General features: G+C 54.4%; 14 protein-coding genes and 1 pseudogene. 5 read left to right on the top strand and 10 right to left on the bottom strand.

What is annotated here, in order from left to right; translation table 11 throughout:
* A pseudogene (locus QZ862_RS11185) lies at positions 1 to 410 on the top strand (methyl-accepting chemotaxis protein); the annotation flags it as partial.
* Positions 411 to 683: 273 nt separating this feature from the next.
* On the opposite strand, the gene QZ862_RS11180 reads toward QZ862_RS11185, so the two are convergent.
* The gene (locus QZ862_RS11180) at positions 684 to 1,421 is read right to left on the bottom strand and encodes an SDR family oxidoreductase (RefSeq protein WP_296099867.1); all 738 of its coding nucleotides are present in this window, start codon (positions 1,419 to 1,421) and stop codon (positions 684 to 686) included.
* Positions 1,422 to 1,521: 100 nt separating this feature from the next.
* Between QZ862_RS11180 and QZ862_RS11175 the strand changes: the two genes are divergently transcribed.
* Positions 1,522 to 2,409, top strand: a complete 888-nt coding sequence (locus QZ862_RS11175; RefSeq protein WP_296099866.1) for an AraC family transcriptional regulator — start codon at positions 1,522 to 1,524, stop codon at positions 2,407 to 2,409.
* Between the two features lie 540 nt (positions 2,410 to 2,949).
* On the opposite strand, the gene gshB is transcribed toward QZ862_RS11175, so the two are convergent.
* The 4 genes from gshB to QZ862_RS11155 all read right to left on the bottom strand — a co-directional run bounded on the left by gshB (position 2,950) and on the right by QZ862_RS11155 (position 7,498).
* A complete protein-coding gene (gshB, locus tag QZ862_RS11170; RefSeq protein WP_296015475.1) occupies positions 2,950 to 3,906 on the bottom strand; it encodes a glutathione synthase in 957 nt (318 codons plus the stop codon).
* 142 nt (positions 3,907 to 4,048) lie between these two features.
* Positions 4,049 to 4,663, bottom strand: coding sequence for a biliverdin-producing heme oxygenase (locus QZ862_RS11165; protein ID WP_296099864.1), 615 nt, complete (start codon positions 4,661 to 4,663; stop codon positions 4,049 to 4,051).
* 355 nt (positions 4,664 to 5,018) lie between these two features.
* Positions 5,019 to 6,782 (bottom strand): PAS domain-containing methyl-accepting chemotaxis protein, encoded by a 1,764-nt coding sequence (locus QZ862_RS11160; protein ID WP_296099861.1) that lies wholly within the window; start codon positions 6,780 to 6,782, stop codon positions 5,019 to 5,021.
* A gap of 272 nt (positions 6,783 to 7,054) precedes the next feature.
* Positions 7,055 to 7,498, bottom strand: coding sequence for a PPC domain-containing DNA-binding protein (locus QZ862_RS11155; protein WP_296099857.1), 444 nt, complete (start codon positions 7,496 to 7,498; stop codon positions 7,055 to 7,057).
* A gap of 123 nt (positions 7,499 to 7,621) precedes the next feature.
* Here QZ862_RS11155 and QZ862_RS11150 point away from each other — a divergent pair, with 123 nt between their 5' ends.
* Positions 7,622 to 8,104: a pyridoxamine 5'-phosphate oxidase family protein gene (locus tag QZ862_RS11150; protein WP_296015467.1), complete on the top strand. Its 483-nt coding sequence runs from the start codon at positions 7,622 to 7,624 to the stop codon at positions 8,102 to 8,104.
* A gap of 58 nt (positions 8,105 to 8,162) precedes the next feature.
* Here QZ862_RS11150 and QZ862_RS11145 read toward each other — a convergent pair whose 3' ends face one another.
* The 4 genes from QZ862_RS11145 to repA all read right to left on the bottom strand — a co-directional run bounded on the left by QZ862_RS11145 (position 8,163) and on the right by repA (position 13,451).
* Entirely contained in the window at positions 8,163 to 9,518 is a 1,356-nt protein-coding gene (locus QZ862_RS11145) for a cytochrome P450 (protein ID WP_296099854.1), read from the bottom strand.
* 150 nt (positions 9,519 to 9,668) lie between these two features.
* Complete coding sequence (repC, locus tag QZ862_RS11140) at positions 9,669 to 10,931, bottom strand: plasmid replication protein RepC (RefSeq protein ID WP_296099851.1); 1,263 nt, start codon at positions 10,929 to 10,931, stop codon at positions 9,669 to 9,671.
* Between the two features lie 295 nt (positions 10,932 to 11,226).
* Positions 11,227 to 12,240: a plasmid partitioning protein RepB gene (gene repB / locus QZ862_RS11135; protein WP_296015460.1), complete on the bottom strand. Its 1,014-nt coding sequence runs from the start codon at positions 12,238 to 12,240 to the stop codon at positions 11,227 to 11,229.
* The gene (gene repA, locus QZ862_RS11130) at positions 12,237 to 13,451 is read right to left on the bottom strand and encodes a plasmid partitioning protein RepA (RefSeq protein WP_296099848.1); all 1,215 of its coding nucleotides are present in this window, start codon (positions 13,449 to 13,451) and stop codon (positions 12,237 to 12,239) included. Before repA ends, repB begins: the two co-directional genes overlap by 4 nt.
* 448 nt (positions 13,452 to 13,899) lie before the next feature.
* On the opposite strand from repA, the gene QZ862_RS11125 reads away from it, so the two are divergent.
* The gene (locus QZ862_RS11125) at positions 13,900 to 15,321 is read left to right on the top strand and encodes an FAD/NAD(P)-binding protein (protein WP_296099846.1); all 1,422 of its coding nucleotides are present in this window, start codon (positions 13,900 to 13,902) and stop codon (positions 15,319 to 15,321) included.
* A 128-nt stretch (positions 15,322 to 15,449) separates the two neighbouring features.
* On the opposite strand, the gene QZ862_RS11120 is transcribed toward QZ862_RS11125, so the two are convergent.
* Complete coding sequence (locus QZ862_RS11120) at positions 15,450 to 16,784, bottom strand: aspartate aminotransferase family protein (RefSeq protein WP_296099842.1); 1,335 nt, start codon at positions 16,782 to 16,784, stop codon at positions 15,450 to 15,452.
* Positions 16,785 to 16,932: 148 nt separating this feature from the next.
* Between QZ862_RS11120 and QZ862_RS11115 the strand changes: the two genes are divergently transcribed.
* On the top strand, positions 16,933 to 17,481 hold the full coding sequence (locus tag QZ862_RS11115) for a cupin domain-containing protein (protein WP_296015455.1): 549 nt from the start codon (positions 16,933 to 16,935) through the stop codon (positions 17,479 to 17,481).
* Positions 17,482 to 17,646: the final 165 nt, after the last annotated feature.

Below are 17,646 nucleotides of genomic sequence, written 5' to 3'. Positions count from 1 at the left end.
GCAAGACCGCAGAACTGGTCTCGGAAATCTCTGCTGCCTGCCGTGAGCAGGACATCGGTGCAAGTCAGATCAACGAAGCGATCCAGCAGCTCGACAAGGTAACGCAGCAGAACTCCGGCGCGTCCGAGGAAATGTCTGCCACCTCCGAAGAGCTGGCTGCGCAGGCCGAGGAGCTCCAGGCAAGCATTGCCTTCTTCAAGGTCGAGCGTGCGGATAGCTACTCTCGACAAGTAGCGGTTCGTCAGCCAGCCGCAGCGAAACGTCCTACGGCTAAGCCCGCAGTCCCTGCGCGCCAGTCTTCTGCAAACGGCAGCATCCAAGCTCAACAGGCTCGCGCCAAGGGTTTCGCCATTGACATGTCGATGGGAGGACCGGACGGAGAGGATGAGGAATTCCGGCAGGCCGTCTAATCGAAAACGATCCAGACATCGGCGATCTTTGCGGGAAATCCGTTTCTTGAGATAGACCGACACTATGGTGCCCGCATCCGACAGTTTCGGATGCGGGCACAGTAATTTCCGACCAGAACCAAGTTCGCGAACAGTAGGTCACGACGCGACAGAGCCTCATCTGACACAAAAGCGTGTCGCGATCTTTCAAGCCCGTTCGTTACGCTTTAGATCGGTGTTCTGCTGAATGTCGTTTTTCGAAAAACCGCTGCACACACTTGCTTGGAAAATGCTTTAATCCTGCGCGGTTGGGCGAACGACGATACTGCCGATTTCGACATCCTTAGGCTGGTCGATGGCGAAGGCAATGGCCCGCGCGATAGCATCCGGTGAGATCGCCAACCGTTTCTTCTGTTGGTTGATCATTGCTTTTACGTCCGGATCGGTAATCGATGAATCGGTGAAGCTCGTATCGATGAACCCAGGAGATACTTCTGTAACCCTCAGTCTAGCGCCGGACTCTTGCCTTAGCGCTTCGGTCGCGGTGCGCAGTGCGTTTTTGGTCGCGGCATAAACGCCCATGGTCGGCACGATCTTCAGGCCTGCGGTGGATATCACGTTGATCACGTGGCCTGTTCCTTGCTGTGCGAACACCGGAAGCGCAGCAGCAATGCCATAGAGAGCACCTCTGAGATTTACGTCGATCATCGCGTCCCAATCCTCCACGCGCAATGCATCGAAGCGCGAGATCGCGCCAATACCGGCGTTGTTGACGAGTACGTCGACCCTGTCGAAACGCTTGCAACCGAGACTGATGAGTGACTGAAGATCAGACCGCCTCGTCACATCTGTGACGCACAGGGCCACTTCACCCCCACCTTTTTCGATCTCCTGAGCAACCTGCACCAGTTCTGTCTCATTGCGCGCCCCAATCAGCACGCGGGCGCCGCATAAAGCAAGATGAAGCGCCGTTGCACGTCCTATGCCGCGTCCAGCGCCGGTAATGGCGACGACTTTGCCTTGGATAGTCATAAGGTTCTCCTCTGGTTTCAAGACCGCGAGAATAAAGTGGCACTTGCGGTCTATCTATGCTTGATAGGCCTGTACTTTGTCGCAATCGGCCAAAATCGAAATGAGAGATCCTTTTTCTGAAGTCCTGTCGGTTTTGGAAACGCAGAGCGTGCGCGGCACCAGTCTAGAGGCAGGTGGCACTTGGTCCTTATCGTTTGATGGAAGGCTGCGCTTAAAATTCATCGCCGTCCTGACCGGGCAATGCTGGCTCATCTTGGCTGATCGTGATCCTGAACCTCTGATTGAAGGAGATGTGATCCTGCTCAGCAACACCTCCTACACGGTGGCAAGCCATCCCAATATTGAACCTTGCGATGGCATGACGCTCTATGCTCCTCCCGGCCACAACACGGTGCGTTTGGGAGATCGTATTGAGACAATGCTGATGGGTGGCGGCAGCGGGTTTGCCAGTGTTAACGCTTCATTCCTCCTCGATGCGCTGCCAACGTTTCTGCGGGTCGATCCGCGTTCAGCGAGCGCTCACTCGATCGCGCGGACCCTCTCCGCTCTCAAAGAGGAATCGGATGCTGACAGAGTTGGGGGAAGCTTGATAGCGGAGAGATTGGCGGAAATCCTCATCGTGGAGGCCATCCGCTCCTACATTTCCACCGACCCCAATGAGAATATCGGCTGGATAGCCGCGCTTGCCGATGCCCGAATAGCAAAGGCGATCAGGCTTATGCATAATGATGTCGCCCGCCGATGGACGATCGACTCCCTAGCAAGGGAAATCGGCATGTCTCGCTCGTCTCTCACGCTTCGCTTTTCACAACGCGTCGGACGCGCTCCGATGGACTATCTAACACGCTGGCGGATGATCCTTTCAGAGCGGCAATTGGCGAGCGGAAGCAGCATTTCGGATGTCGCGCTTTCTGTTGGCTATACGTCGCAAAGCGCTTTCACCCATGCGTTCAAGCGCGTGATGGGACGCACGCCAAGAGGGCGATAGAGACTGCAGCTCTCCGGACTCACGGCGGCGTCATGGGAATGAGGCGATCAGTCTAACGGCGGCTCGTTTATTTGCATGTTAAAGCGTATCACGTAAAACCGTACAGAGGTTCCGCAATAATCAAGTGCAACGAACAGAGGGAGCGTGAGGGGGCAATCCGAATGATCGAGATGTCTTGGCGGTCTTTCATTGACGCAGTGACAATGCCGATCAGAGCTTCAGCGCGGAAGGCAGCGGGTTTCGCTTTGGCAGGCGAAGTCACTCATGACGGAGGTTAAGTTGACAACAATCCTGCTGATGGCAGGGGCGCTGCTTTTGTGCCTGACCTTCGCCTGGTTCTTCTTTTTTCTCCCGCTTGGGTGCGTTATGAACCCGACGGGTTGTAAAGAGCAGTTTCCCGTCTTCGGCCCAATCGGTCTCCCACCTATGGCTACCGCTCGCGGTCGCGTCCCTCCTCATCATTGTGGGACTTCGCCGCTGAAATTGGGCGTTAGAGCCTGATGCGATGACGTCAAGGCGAAGACGGTCGCAACGGGTGTATCATCCCTGAGCGTCGCGCTTGCGCTCGATTGCGTCCCACAGCAAGCTCGCGACATCGGCGCCGCCGAACTTCTTGACTTCGCGAATGCCGGTGGGAGACGTGACGTTGATTTCCGTCATGTAAGTGCCGATGACATCGATGCCAACGAAGAGGAAGCCGCGTTCGCGCAGCGCTGGGCCAATACGCTCGCAGATTTCCTTTTCGCGGGCCGTCAGTTCCGTCGGCTCCGGGCGTCCGCCGGCATGCATGTTGGAGCGTGCGTCGTTTTCTGCAGGCACTCGATTGATCGCCCCCACCGGTTCGCCATCCACCAGCAGAATGCGCTTGTCGCCCTTGCGCACATCCGGCAGATATTGCTGGGCGATATAGGGCTCACGGAACATCTGGCCAAACATTTCCAGAAGCGATGAGAAGTTGCGGTCGTCACGTGTGGAATGAAACACCCCTGCCCCACCGTTTCCATACAGAGGCTTGAGGATGATATCGCCCATTTCCTGACGGAAGCGAGCAATTTCGCCAATGTCCTTGGTGATCAGCGTTGCCGGCATCAGATCCGCAAATTCCGTCACGAAGATCTTTTCAGGCGAATTGCGCACCCAGGCCGGATCGTTCACCACCAGCGTCTTGGGGTGGATGCGCTCCAAGAGATGCGTGGAGGTAATATAGGCCATGTCGAATGGCGGGTCCTGGCGCAGGTGAATGACATCCATGGTCGACAGATCCACCCGCTCTGGCTCGGAGAGCGAATAGTGGTCGCCGTTGATGTCACGCAGCTCCATCTGCTCGACTGTCGCGTAGATCTTTCCATCCCGCATTGAGAGGCGATCAGGCGTATAATGGAACAGACGATATCCACGGGCTTGGGCTTCAAGGCTGATCGCGAAAGTCGAATCCCCAGCAATATTGATGCCGGAAACATGATCCATCTGGATCGCAACATTCTTGATCTTCGCCATAAGCCGTTCCTTTTCAAAAGCCAGTCTGATGTAGGACAGAGCTCCTTCAAAGGCAACCAGCGCGTTGAGAGCGATCTGCGAGTTTTATTCACATGCCTCAGCGGTCAAGGAGAGGCTAACATAGCCCTCCTCGCCTCAAGTATCAGTCCATCATCTGTCGGGCATAATTATGGACTGCGACGAACGCAGCCTCAGCGCCAGACACAACGCGACGTTCCTCATCTCCCGTCAACGAGATATCATCGAGCGCTGCGGTGAATGTGCGCCAGTGGAGCCCTCTGCCTTCGGGGGCACCGGCAAGATGGCGCGCGCCGAACGCCTCGCCAAGACCAAGTTTGGCCGCATCCTTCAACAGGAAAGCGGCACCGAGATTGGATCCCTCAACCACATACAGCCATCCCATCGCTTCCGGCAGATCGAACATATCGTCATCGAGACGAAAACGGTCGCTGCCTTTGCCAGGAAGCTCAAGCCCCAGATCCTGCAAGTCCTGCTCGATCAGGCCGACGCGGCGGCGACCCTTAAGGTCTGGCAACAGTTCATCAAGCGTCCGATTGAAGAACAGCGCATCGAGATCCTTGTGAAAGAGATACTGCGCCTTGACGAATTTTCCAAAATTTTCACGGCTCTCGAATGGCTTTGCCGTCATGATGAAGCTGTCCAGCGCGCCATGTGCATCCCGGGTTGCAGCCTTCAAACGCTTCGTACGGCTGGCTTCGATCTCAGTGCCATGCATGGCGGGGCTCGCGCTATTCATTGTCTCAGGTCGTCCTGTCTATCAGCTTGTGCGTTCATCAGTGCGCCATCACATAAAAATCTTTCCTCTCAAGGTCAAATTTAAATGTCGTAGATTCATGGGCAAAAAATGCTCTTGGATCTCAGCTTGTTGAAGAGATCAGGAACGCCAGCTCGTGCAAAGTCAAGTTGGAGGCTCACCATAGCGAGCTGAACAGGTGTCGAATCGTCCGTCTACAGCCTTACGCTCCACTGGAATGGCCTCTTTCCGACACTGCAACCGGACACCTTCCAAGAAGATGCTTCTTCAGCAAAAGACCACCAGAATACGCGCTTTTACCGCATCATGGTGGTCGAGAGCATCCAAAGGTGCAATATCAGAGTTCGGTCCATTCAGCTTTCAGCGCGGCGTTGCCTTGCGTGGCGAACTTCGGCGCCGTGCGGGCCGCAGATGGCTTTGACGCGACGGACCTTGAATAGGAGTGACCTGCAGCCGGGCGGTAGTCGAAACGAAACTGCCCGAGCAATGCGAAGAGTGCCTTCGCCTCTTCAGCCAGTCCGTGGCTGGCGGCTGTCTGCTCTTCCACCATGGCGGCATTCTGCTGCGTGCTTTGGTCAACGAGATTGATGGCTCGGTTTATATCATTGAGTGCCGTCGACTGCTCGCGGGCGGACTCGATAATGGCGCCGATATCCTCGTTGATGTGCTGAACATCACCCGCAATATGCTGAAGCGCTTCGCCCGCCTTGCTAACCAGGGTCACGCCATTGGCAACCTGTCCTCCGGACGCGGTGATCAGCGTCTTGATTTCTTTTGCCGCAGAGGCCGAACGTTGGGCCAGTTCTCTGACTTCCTGGGCGACGACGGCAAAGCCTTTTCCGGCTTCGCCAGCACGTGCCGCTTCTACACCCGCATTCAGCGCCAGCAAATTGGTCTGGAAGGCGATCTCATCGATCACCCCGATTATGTTGGAGATTTCACTCGAGGACTGATTGATCTTGTCCATCGCCACGATGGCCTCGTTTACGATCTCGCCCGAACGGTCGGCCTGGTTTTTCGCGCGTCCGACCAATTGACCGGATTCTTCGGCTCTATGGCTGGAATCCTTCACCGTCGTTGTAATCTCTTCAAGCGCAGCGGCGGTCTCCTCGACGGAAGCCGCCTGCTGCTCTGTACGTTTCGCCAGTTCGTCGGCGGATGTACGTATCTGATGGGCTCCCGCAGCGATAGTCTCGGCATTGTTGCGCACGGTTGCCATGGCATCGCGCAGCTTTGCCGAAGCAGCATTGAAGTCGCAGCGCAGCCTATCGAGCGCTGTGATGAAGGGTTTGTCGATGGTCTGGGACAGATCGCCTTCTGCGAGGCTTGTCAGCGAATTGGCCAGTCGTTCAACGTTTTCGACGCGATCGGTCACATCCGTTGCAAATTTGACGACCTTGAGAACCCGGCCCTTAAAATCGAAGACAGGATTGTAGGAGGCCTGGATATGGACCGTACGACCGCCCTTGCCCACTCTCATGAACTCGCCGGCGACAAATTCTCCCGCGTTCAGCTTGCGCCACATATCGGCATATTCCGGGGTCGCGGCAAAAGCAGCGTCGACGAACATACTGTGTTTTCTGCCGATGATTTCCGAAGCTGTGTAGCCCAACGCCTGCAGAAAATTCTGGTTGGCAGCAAGGATCGTACCGTCCATGTCGAACTCGATGACCGCCTGGGCTCTGGATATGGCGTCGATCTTTGCTCCGGTATCGATCGCCTGCATCTTGGTTTGAGTGATATCATTCGCGAATTTGATGATTTTCAATACCTTACCCGCGCTGTTCTTGACCGGGTTGTAGTTGCCGCGAATAAAGATTTCGGCGCCATTCTTAGCCAGCCGGGTGAATTCGCTGCACACGAATTCTCCGCCTTTGAGTTTATTCCAGAACTCGGCGTAATCTGCGGACCGTGCATAATCCTCGTCGAGAAACAATCGGTGGTGCTTTCCGCGAAGTTCTGCCTCGGAGTATCCCATCAAGTCGCAGAAATTCTTGTTGGCCTTGAGAATATTTCCTTCTACGTCAAACTCGATGACCGCAAAGGAGAGATCCAGCGCATCCATGACTTTGGCAGCATAAGAATTGAAGAAGAGTGACATGAGGTGATTTCCCAAAATGCGGTTTGGGTCATCCTCTCATGTCGAAGTTAATAAAGTAGGAAAGACAATAGATTAAGAAGTTAATCTGGTTTCGCCTCTAAGTCGAAATATATGTTTCGTTAGCTTCGATCCCCGGTTGCAGCAACCCCCAAAGAAGGCGCAGATCGACCATCGATTTAAGCGGTTTTTTGTGGTTGTCGCAGACCGTATTTTCACAACCCGATTGATGCGTTCTTGTAAGACGCTTGCAAGTTTGCGTCTATCACCTTTTGTCAGACATCGATCAGCGCAATGCCGAGATCTGGCTTCTTCCGTCTGCGCAGCGCCACCGCGCTTTCTCGGATTATGATCTCCATCGTGGGATGAACGATGCCGCTGATGAAATGGCCGCCCTTGGTTGAACCATCTGAGAAGCCGAGAACCGCGTGCATATGAACACTTGCTTGCCCTTCATCATCAATGGCTACATCTCCGATAGCGCTCAAAACTTCCGACTGTGTCTCAACTGGAATGTCGATGTAACTTTTTCGACTGAAATCGAAGAAGCCGAGATTTGCCTGCCGAAATGCACCAATTGCGGTGAGCGACGCACCTGTGATGTTGTTCTCCTCGCAGAACCGCGTGATCGATGCGAAAGCCTCCTCTCCGTCATCTAGGACCAGAACGAAGTTTCGCTCGCTCCAGGGATCGCTCCTGCCAAGTTCCTTGCTTCGCATCGAACATACCTTGTTGACTTATACCATTCGTCAGCAGAACAAATGATCCGCTTTGGGGTTCCCGTGTGAGGAACGATGTCTCGCTCAAGCTCGTTGTTGGATCATCGATTAGAGGAGGGCCGAATGGCACATATCGAAGACGACACCACCAAGGTTTGGGATCTGGCCGAGAAAATTGGCTTTTGCATGCTAACCACCCAGACAGGTTCAGATCTGCGCGCCCGCCCAATGGCGGCTCAGGCCGAGCGCCTGGAAAACGCATTTTATTTCCTCACCGATGTCGCAAGTCACAAGGATGATGAGATCGCGCGTTACCCGAACGTGTGCCTTGCCTTTGCCGACTCGAAGGGTCAAAAATACGTTTCAGTATCCGGCACCGCAGAGGTTCAGAACGACCGAGAACGTATTCGAGACCTGTTTTCCACACCGGCCAAAGCCTGGTGGGACAGCGCCGAAGACCCGTCGATCCGAATCTTGAAGGTCTCTCCCTCCGCTGCCGAATACTGGGATAGCCCAGGTACAGTAATCAGCTACATCAAGATGGCCGCGGCGGCGGTCAGCAACACTCGGCCTGATATGGGCGAGAACGCCAAGGTCGAAATGTAACAGATGCTGTGGCCAGCTCAACGGCTGGCCATTTTCGTATTCAGGTCTGAATACACTCTCACGCCGGCACGACCTGCATTTGAAGACTGGTTCGCGGTCGTAGCGTCACTCGCATGATCGGTTGCGGCGTTTTATCTATTGTCCGAAACCGCAGCTTCTGGAGAATGACGGCGAGTATGATGACGGCTTCCGTCATGGCGAAGGCATTACCGATACAAACCCGTGGACCTGCGCCAAAAGGCATATAAGCATAACGGTGGCGGCTCTTGGCTGCTTCCGGCAAAAACCGGTCGGGATCGAATGTCTCAGGCTCGTTCCAGATCGAGGCGTGATGATGCACGGCGTATATTGGAACGAATATGACAGTTCCCTCAGGTACGAGGAAATCACCCATCGTGAAGTCCTTCAGCGCGGTTCTTGTGATGACGGGAGCTGGCGGATACAACCTCATGGCCTCGGAAAACGCCTGTTTTGTGTAGTGAAGGTCTGGAACATGATGTGCCATAACGTCATTGCCCTGCGTGACCTCTTCAATTTCGTCGATGACGCGGGCTTCACATTCCGGGTGTCTCGCCAGCAGATCGAAGGTCCAGGCAAGGCCGAGGGCAGTCGTTTCGTGCCCTGCCGTGATGAATGTCATAAGATTGTCGATGATTTCGACGTCTGTCATCTCTCGCCCCGTCTCCGGGTCAGCTGCGGAGATCAGCATTGAGACTAGATCCTCTGATCCGCAATTGTTGCGCCTGCGTTTCTCCAGAACTGTCGTCAGGCTCGAACGCAGAAACTCGACAGCCTTCATAGCGCGCCGTCGGCCTGGATAAGGCGTCCATTGAGGAGCGCCGACAACACTTAAGGCGAAGTTCCATCCGCTTGGGCGAAGATAGTCGGTGATGCTACGCTCCACGCGCCCCACATCGATGCCATGTCCCCCGGACATCATCGTCTCTACAATGATGTCGAAGGTAGTCTTCATCATCTCATGCCCGATATCCACCGGCTGATGTATGTGTTCGAGTAGACGATCGCGCGCGTTGCGTGCGGCACCAAGCATGGCAGGCTGAAGTTCCTTCAACGATGACGGTCGGAAAGCGCTCGCGACCGATTGGCGCTGCCATTTCCAGTGTGCGCCATCTGCCGTCAGCAGGCCCGTGCCGAGTGCAGGGCCCAAAGCGCGGCGCACCTGATCGCCTTTCCCCATCGCATCGGCATTCTTTACCAGTGTCTCATGGATCAACGCGGGATCAGATAGATAAATCTTAACGCTTCCAGCCGTTTTCGAAAACACAAAAGGCTCCGAAAAGATCGAGGGAGGCAGTGCATCCAATGGATTGCGGATCAGTGCCAACAAGGCTTTTGCCGTTGGTGTTATGGTCACCGGTGCCATTGGCTTCATGGAAAGGCTCCGTTCGCTCATCGAACTACTCCCGCTGCATAATTTGCTTAATCCTCCATATAGGAACCAGCGATCGTCTTTCGAGAACCAAGCCATAAGGTTAGGCCACCTGGTGCTTGAAGCCGGCTGTCTGTTCTTCCTCGCGAGAGACGTCCTCGATCATGATAATCCTCAGCACAGGAATGGCACGGTTGAGGATTTTCCAGCCATTCTTGATCGCAGAAGAGCCATCAGCATCGGTCGGACTGAGAAATTGCCGCTATTCTTCTTTTTGATCAGGCTTCGCAGATATCCGCCTGCCGAACTGATATGCTCCGATCTTTCCAGTATGCACGCTATGATTGTATAGGTAGCCTGTGGACCAATCTCTTTCTCCGCTTCCTCAAAGGCAGATTGGCTAATGGAAAGCATAGTTTTCACCACATTTGCTGCAGTTTTGAGGTCGATCCAGCTCCTTACTGCACCATTGGGGCCGTAGAGGGCTATCTCCGGGCATGCCTTCAGTACCGTCTGGAGATCATATCGGTCTTCGGCAGGGTTTGCTGTTGTGGAAGTTGGGGATGATGCCTGCCTTTGCTCTCTGCTTGGCGAAACGGCTGAGGTTTGAGCGGTGGGTTTTTCCACAGCGTCACCGTTTTCAAAATAGGATTCGGATTCTGAACTCTGTATAAGCCGCTCATTTTGATAGGCATTGACGCTTATTTTTTCGATTTCTAGCTGGTTTTCCAGAAGCTTAGCGATATCAGAGCGTATTTCGCTCAAATTCTCGAGAATAAGGGAGAGTTGTGGCGCCTTCGTTTTCCGGTCGATGGTTGATGTGATGACACGGTAGCGGCCTTGCAGGATTTCAAGCCGTTCAAAATCCACATTTTCGGACAGAAGTTCGATAAGTTTTACGATGTCTCGCCGGCATAGGCTGACCTTCTCACGAAGGCGCTGGAGTTGCAGACGCTCTTCGGCAAGAGTTTCGGCGATTTGCTCGAATTCGTCGGCACGGGTGATGAGAGGAGATAGTGAGAATCCGAAGGCATCGCTGATGCTGCCGGACCGGCTCTTTCGAGCGTAGCGTTTTCCGTTTGGACTGTCCTTGCGCAGAACAAGTCCTGCGTCGACTAAAGCGGCAAGATGCCGTCTTAAGGTTTGCTCCGACATTCCATGTGCGCGCAAAGACAGCTGCTCATTGGAAGGAAAGACGATTAGACCGTTTTCTTCGCAGAGCTCGGTTTTTGGATAGAAGCTCAGCAATGCATTGAGGACAGCCAGCGACCGGTCCGAGATACCCAGAACGGTTCGTGCTTCACAGATTCGACGAAACAGCTTCCACTTGTCGATGGACTGCTCCGTATTGATGTTTTCAGACGCAAACTGACGTGCGAGTTGGGCATAAGTCACCCCTCGCCGCCCGAAAGGCGTCGCTACATTAGCGCTGTTCATGTCTTTCACCTTCAAAAAGGCAAAAGAAAATCGCTCACCGAAAAGATTTCGATGCCAAGACTCTTGACTATGATTCGCGGAAATGAGATTCTTCGGGTGCTTAAATCAAAGAAAGGCTTCCGCGCGGCAACGTTCGGGGGCTTTTTTCTTTTGGGCCAGATGCTCCTGTTCGTGTTTCGGTTGTTTGGTTTCGTTGAAGCGCAGCGGAGTCCTTTAAGATTGCCTCCACGCCTTAGTTAGTGGTTTCACAGGCCGTGCCGCAGAGCCTTCACTAGACCCTGCGATAGGGCTGGTGTCACTGCTTGGAGCGATACTCCTCATACAGAGACTGCAAATGCTCTAGGACGAAGGACGCGAATTCAGGCGCTTCCCTCCGGTCAATCGAAATATCGATCTTTCGGTCCGTTTCGACGATCTTGGCAAGCTTTTGTCCGCTTCTCGATGCCATGACGCCGCTACGCTTGGGTTCGACCTTTGGTTTGAGATGCTCCAACAGAGCTTTGAAACGTTCTTCCGAAGCGAGATTTTCGACGCGACTGTCATCAAGGAACGACCGTGCGGTCTCATTCACGTGCGAGGACGTCAACTGATCGGCAAGATCCATCCAGTTTCTCCGGCCGACACCGGGGGCTGGGCCGATCTTGTCGACAATATCATCGGGGATCCGTCCAACGACGGACAACATGTTGGAAAGGTCGCTCTTGTAAAGAGACATCGCCGCCATGATCGTATCGCGCGAAAATCGCAGCTGCAGTTTTTGTGCGAAACGCGCTTTTTCGATGTAGCTTAGATCGCGCCGTTCGTTGTTTTCCTGACCCTGCGCGACGACGAGTTGTTCATCTGTCAACTCACGCACGACAGCGCGAACCGGAATGCCGATCTCGGCGACGGCGCGAAGACGGCGGTGTCCGAAAGCAACTTGGTAGCGACCAGGCGTTTCAGGGTGGGGACGAACGAGGATAGGAACCTGTTGCCCCTGCTCTCGGATCGCCTCGACTAACCCCACATCGGCTTCCCGAGAGGCAGGCATACGATCCGGTATGAAGGAAGGATCGATATCGGCTGGATCGAGCGCTACGATTGCCAGGCCTTCAGCCAGCTTCTTTTCAATTTCTTCGGCACGCTTGCTGCGTTCGGAAACCTCGCTCAGAGACTGCCCGATCATTCCCACCGGAGAATTGACGGTGTCCTTTACGAGGTCAGGTGAACCGAGAATAGGCCGAATGCGCGGACGCGGACGTTCGGCGGCGGCTTCGTTGTTATCGGCATTATTGCCGCCGAGATTGGCGAAGATTTGCTTTCTGCTCATGCGGTTCTACCCCACGCTTTTTTTATCAGGCCTTCAATTTCAGCGTTCACGTTGGTCATTGCTTCCAGTGCCCGATCGTAGGTTGATCGGGTAAAGAGGGTACGTTCAACTTCGAACAGGGTTTGATTGGTCAAACCGGCGTCGGAGATGGCCGTACTCTTGAGCATCGGGTGGTTCAGAACGTTTTCACCGAAGATGGAACGGAGAAACGCTACCATCTGGTTCTGTGGTCCGTCGCTCGGTTCGAACCTGGTCACGAGATAACGCATCCAATGATAATCGGAGCGCGCGCCGGCACGACCGATTTCGGACAGGAGATCGCCGGTCATGGCAAGGAACTGATTCATGGACATGACGTCCAGCATCTGAGGATGAACCGTCACCAGCACGGATGTTGCAGCAGTAAGCGCCGACAAAGTGAGATAGCCGAGCTGCGGCGGGCAGTCGATCACCACGACGTCATAGAAGTTCTGCACCTGCGCGATTGCTTGACCGATACGGGCGAAAAACAAGGTGTCGCCTGGCGCACGACGCATCAAGGCGCGCGGCGTATCGTGCTCGAACTCCATCAGTTCCAGATTGCCGGGAATGATGTGCAGATCCGGAATATAGGTTCCTCTGACGATCTCTGCGACAGGGCGCTGCTCGTCATCATAGCGGATAGCACCGTATAGAGTTTCGTTAGGACCGACATCCAGTTCCGGCTGGTGACCGAACAGAGCAGACAGACTTGCTTGCGGATCGAGGTCGATTGCCAGAACGCGGTAACCGCGTAGCGCCAGGTACTGAGCCAGATGCGCCGATGTCGTGGTCTTGCCGGAGCCGCCTTTGAAATTCATGACGGCGACGACTTGCAGCGCCTCATTGTCACGACGGTGCGGGAGATAGCGTCGCGTGCCGCGCGCGCCCTGATCGAGATGTTTGCGGATTGCATGAATGTCATCGACCGAGTAGCTGCGACGACCGCCGCTCTGTGAGGCGCTGAGGTCAGGCATCTCTGCGGCGATCTGACGAAGATAGGCTTCGCCGATGCCGATGAGCTTGGCGGTTTCGGAGGGAGAAAAGGTGCGCATCGTCTTTTCAGACAGCGGCGCGAAAGTGTGAGCATTATGCGCCTGAAGCTGGGCAGACAATGCTGCCGAATGCTGTAAGATGAGGCTCGTGAGATCGGGCACTCTTTCAGCAGTATTTGGGTCGGCACCAGGTGTCATTTCTCTCTTTTCCGCTCGTTTGTTCAGTTGCGGTTTTTTCCGTTGAAATCGAATTTTTCCGCAACTGGGATATAAGCGCCGATTCTCTTTTGGACGCAATAGGCTTTTGTCTCGTCAAACATGAATCTTTTCAGCGGGGTAGGCGGGTCTTTTGAATCAAAAAACCAATGTTTCTTCCCCTGCGGCCGGTGATTGGGAGTGACTTCGCAACGGTCCTCCATCTACGTATGGGTATCAGGTCGCAAAGCGCGGCGCTTATTCCGTGCCAGTCTGCATGTTTGCGTGTGCTCGCCGCTGCCGTTCTGCGGGATACCTTGGGTTGTTAGCCGCGGCTAACTCCAATCTGTAGAAGGAGGGAGCAGTCCTTCACTCAGAATGGATCTGGGTCTTAATTTGATTTCTGAAGTCGTATAGGCTCTTCTGTCTTAGGTAAGCAGAGGAGTCCATTATGATCTATGATGTAGCGGTTGTTGGTTCCGGGTTTTCAGCGATCAGCCTCGTGACTAATCTGTTGCAAGCTTTGCCGGATGGCGCGTCTGTTGCTGTCATTGGCGAGGATTCCAGTTTCGGTCGCGGGACCGCATATCGAACTGAGTTGCATCTCCATCGACTGAATGTACCTGCGGCGCGCATGAGTGTATTTCCCGACCGGCCAGACGACTTCCTGGCTTGGCTGAAGAGTCGAGGACGGGATGTCGACAATCTTACCTTCGCAAGCCGTAATGATTATGGGCTTTACCTGCGAGATACGCTGGCCGCTCTCTTGCGCGATCATCGCCAGCGCGTGCGCATAGATTTCATCAAGACAAAGGCGATGTCCTGCGTTGGGCTGAACGGCGACGAGATCACATTCCATCTCAATGACGGCAAAGTGCTTCCCGCATCAAGCGCGGTTCTGTGTATTGGTGTGGGCACAGCCAGTTTACCGCGGTTAACAAAAGAGGCCGATATGGCGCTCCTGCGACGAGTGGTCAGAAATCCCTGGCGTCTCAACTGGCTTTCCAAGGTTGGAGTCGATGATACGGTTTGCATCCTTGGCTCCGGGCTCACCATGATCGACCAAGTCTTATCCTTGCGCAATAAAGGACACAGAGGGAAAATCCATGTCGTTTCTCGCCGAGGCCTGGTTCCTCATGGCCACAGCATTTCCCCAGTTGCACCGATTGAGCCGGAATTGGATTCGGACAGCGAAATCAGCCAGATGCTTGCCGGCCTGCGCCGACAGATAAGGGCAGGTGCTAATTGGCGTGGCGTTATGGATGGCTTGCGACCGCATACACAAAAGCTGTGGCAGTCCATGGATGAAGAGAAAAGATCACGCTTTCTAAGGCATGCGCTGGCTTGGTGGAATGTCCATCGCCACCGCGTCGCTCCTCAGGTTCATGAGGTTTTTGCAGGCCTGCTGTCTGAAGGTGTCGTCGAGGTTCACGCGGGGTTCGTTCGAACGATAGCCAGAACCGACGATGGTACTTCGCTGACCTACCGCATGCGAGGACATAGCAAAGAGGTTTTGCTGCCATTCGACTGGCTGGTTAACTGCACCGGAATGGAGCGCGCCGGTATCGCTCATTCTCCACTGCTGCAGAGAATGCTCGAACTGGATATGATTGAAAAAGACCCGCTCGGGCTGGGAATTAAGGTTGATGCCGATTCCGTTGTGCTGACGCCTACCAAGCCGGAACGGCGCGGCCTCTTTGCCGTCGGTGCCTTGACAGCGGGGCAGTTTTGGGAAATTACTGCTGTGCCTGACATACGAGTGCAGACCCTCAAGGTGTCTGAGAAGATCGTAAATATTGTTCAGCATAAGCGGCGAAATAGCGCTGCATATTTATCCAACCCGGCTATACGAAGTGTGGAAAGCAAAGCGTGATTTAGCTTTGGTATCGAGATTTTTCTCATTAAAAAACAACGGGATGAATTTATTAAAATTTAGATAAAAAATGGATGTTTTGACCATCCGGGACGCGATGTCGCCCCGGATGGCAGCCATAGCTTATATTATGCAGCGCGCTGCAATGCGTCGGCGATTGTCGAGACGATTGTGTCGATCTGTTCTTCCTCAATGATCAAAGGCGGAGACAGTGCGATGATATCTCCCGTGACACGAACGAGGAGGCCTTTCTTGAAGCAGTCGACGAAGACGTCGTAGGCGCGGGTTCCAGGAGCGCCATCGCGAGGGGTAAGCTCGATTGCTCCGACCAGACCGAGGTTGCGGATATCCATGACATGCCGCGTGCCCTTCAATCCATGCAGTGCGTCTTCCCATTTCTGAGCCAGGGATGCCGCGCGAGTGAGAAGACCTTCCTCCTCGTAAATTTCGAGCGTCGCAATGCCCGCAGCGCAAGCGACAGGATGGCCCGAATAGGTATAGCCGTGGAAAAGTTCGATCTGGTTTTCCGGGCCATGCATCAGCGCGTCATAGACGTAACGCTTGGCAAAGACCGCACCCATGGGGATCGAGCCGTTGGTAATGCCCTTGGCAGTCGTTACCAGGTCAGGGACGACGCCGAAGTAATCTGTGGCAAATGGCTGCCCGAGACGGCCAAATCCGGTAATGACTTCGTCAAAGATCACCAGTATGCCATGCTTGTCGGCAATGGCGCGCAATCGCTCGAGATATCCCTTCGGGGGAAGGACCACACCCGCCGACCCGGACATAGGTTCGACGATCACTGCGGCAATGGTTTCGGCCCCATGCAGAGCGACAAGACGCTCCAGATCTTCGGCAAGTTCCAGGCCGTGCTGGGGAAGTCCCTTGCTGAAGGCATTGCGCTCGACATCGAGCGTATGACGCATATGATCTGCCGGAATTTGCGGAAAGACGCGGCGGTTGTTGACAAGACCGCCCACGGAAATACCGCCGAAGCCCACGCCGTGATAGCCCTTTTCGCGACCGATGATCCGTGTCCGAGTACCCTGTCCAATGGCACGCTGATAGGCGATGGCAATTTTCAGGGCTGTATCGACGGATTCCGATCCGGAACCGGTGAAGAAAACGCGGTCGAGTTCCGCTGCGGCACCGCCCGGCGCATGGGCTGCGAGTTTTTCTGCGAACTCAAAGGCAATCGGATGACCCATCTGGAAGGTGGGCGCAAAGTCCATCGTTGAGAGCTGACGTTCGACGGCTGTCGAAATCCGCTTGCGTCCGTGTCCTGCATTGACGCACCACAAACCTGCGGTTCCATCGAGAATCCGATTGCCGTCAATATCGGTGTAGTACATGCCTTCAGCGCTTGCCAGCAGACGAGGTGACGCCTTGAACTGGCGGTTCGCCGTGAATGGCATCCAGAAATTGGAAAGGTTTGGCATGTTGGATTTGCTTTGATGGTCCATAAGGGTCCCCTTGACTTGGATGATGCATCCATCCGCGACTTTATGGCTGCAAACAAGTCCTTTTCTGTTTCTCTCTAAACTATTGTTTTCGCAGGCAGGAAGGGACTATGTTTGCGCTATACCGAACATGTAAAACGCGGAGATTTCAATGAGCGTCGATATTGGCAACAGATTGCGTCATCTTCGGTCGATGCACAAGTTGTCGCAGCGGGAATTGGCGCGACGAGCAGGGGTGACGAACTCGACGATTTCTCTCATCGAGTCCAATTCGGCCAACCCGTCGGTGGGCGCCTTGAAACGGATACTGGACGGTATCCCGATCGGTCTCGCGGAGTTCTTCGCCTTCGAGCCAGACAAGCCGCGGAAGGCCTTTTATGCTGCCGAGGAACTAGTTGAGATTGGCAAAGGTCCGATTTCCTATCGGCAGATTGGCGACAACCTGTTTGGAAGGAGCCTGCAGATACTCAAAGAGTGCTACCAGCCTGGCGCCAGTACCGGCCGTGTGCCTCTGGTGCATGATGGGGAGGAGGGTGGCATCGTGCTTTCAGGCCGACTTGAGGTCACTGTGGATGACGAGCGTCGTATTCTTGGGCCGGGTGATGCCTATTATTTCGAGAGTAGACGGCCGCATATTTTTCGGTGCGTCGGGCCTGTGCCATGTGAGGTGATCAGTGCGTGTACGCCACCAAGCTTCTGACACCTTTTCCGTAACAGTTCCATAATGGCATACAGCAATTGCTTGGCCTGGATCTCTGAGTTTCAGGTTATTTCTTATGTCAGACCGTCATGGCAAGACGCTCTGGGCATTTATCCGCGATACATGATTTAGCCGGCTAATTTACCATTGTGTCTGGCGCCTTGC

Source organism: uncultured Agrobacterium sp., from assembly GCA_913777615.1.
Lineage (GTDB): Bacteria > Pseudomonadota > Alphaproteobacteria > Rhizobiales > Rhizobiaceae > Agrobacterium.
The sequence above is the reverse complement of the archived record's forward strand: the minus strand, read 5'-3'. Positions and strand labels throughout refer to the sequence as shown.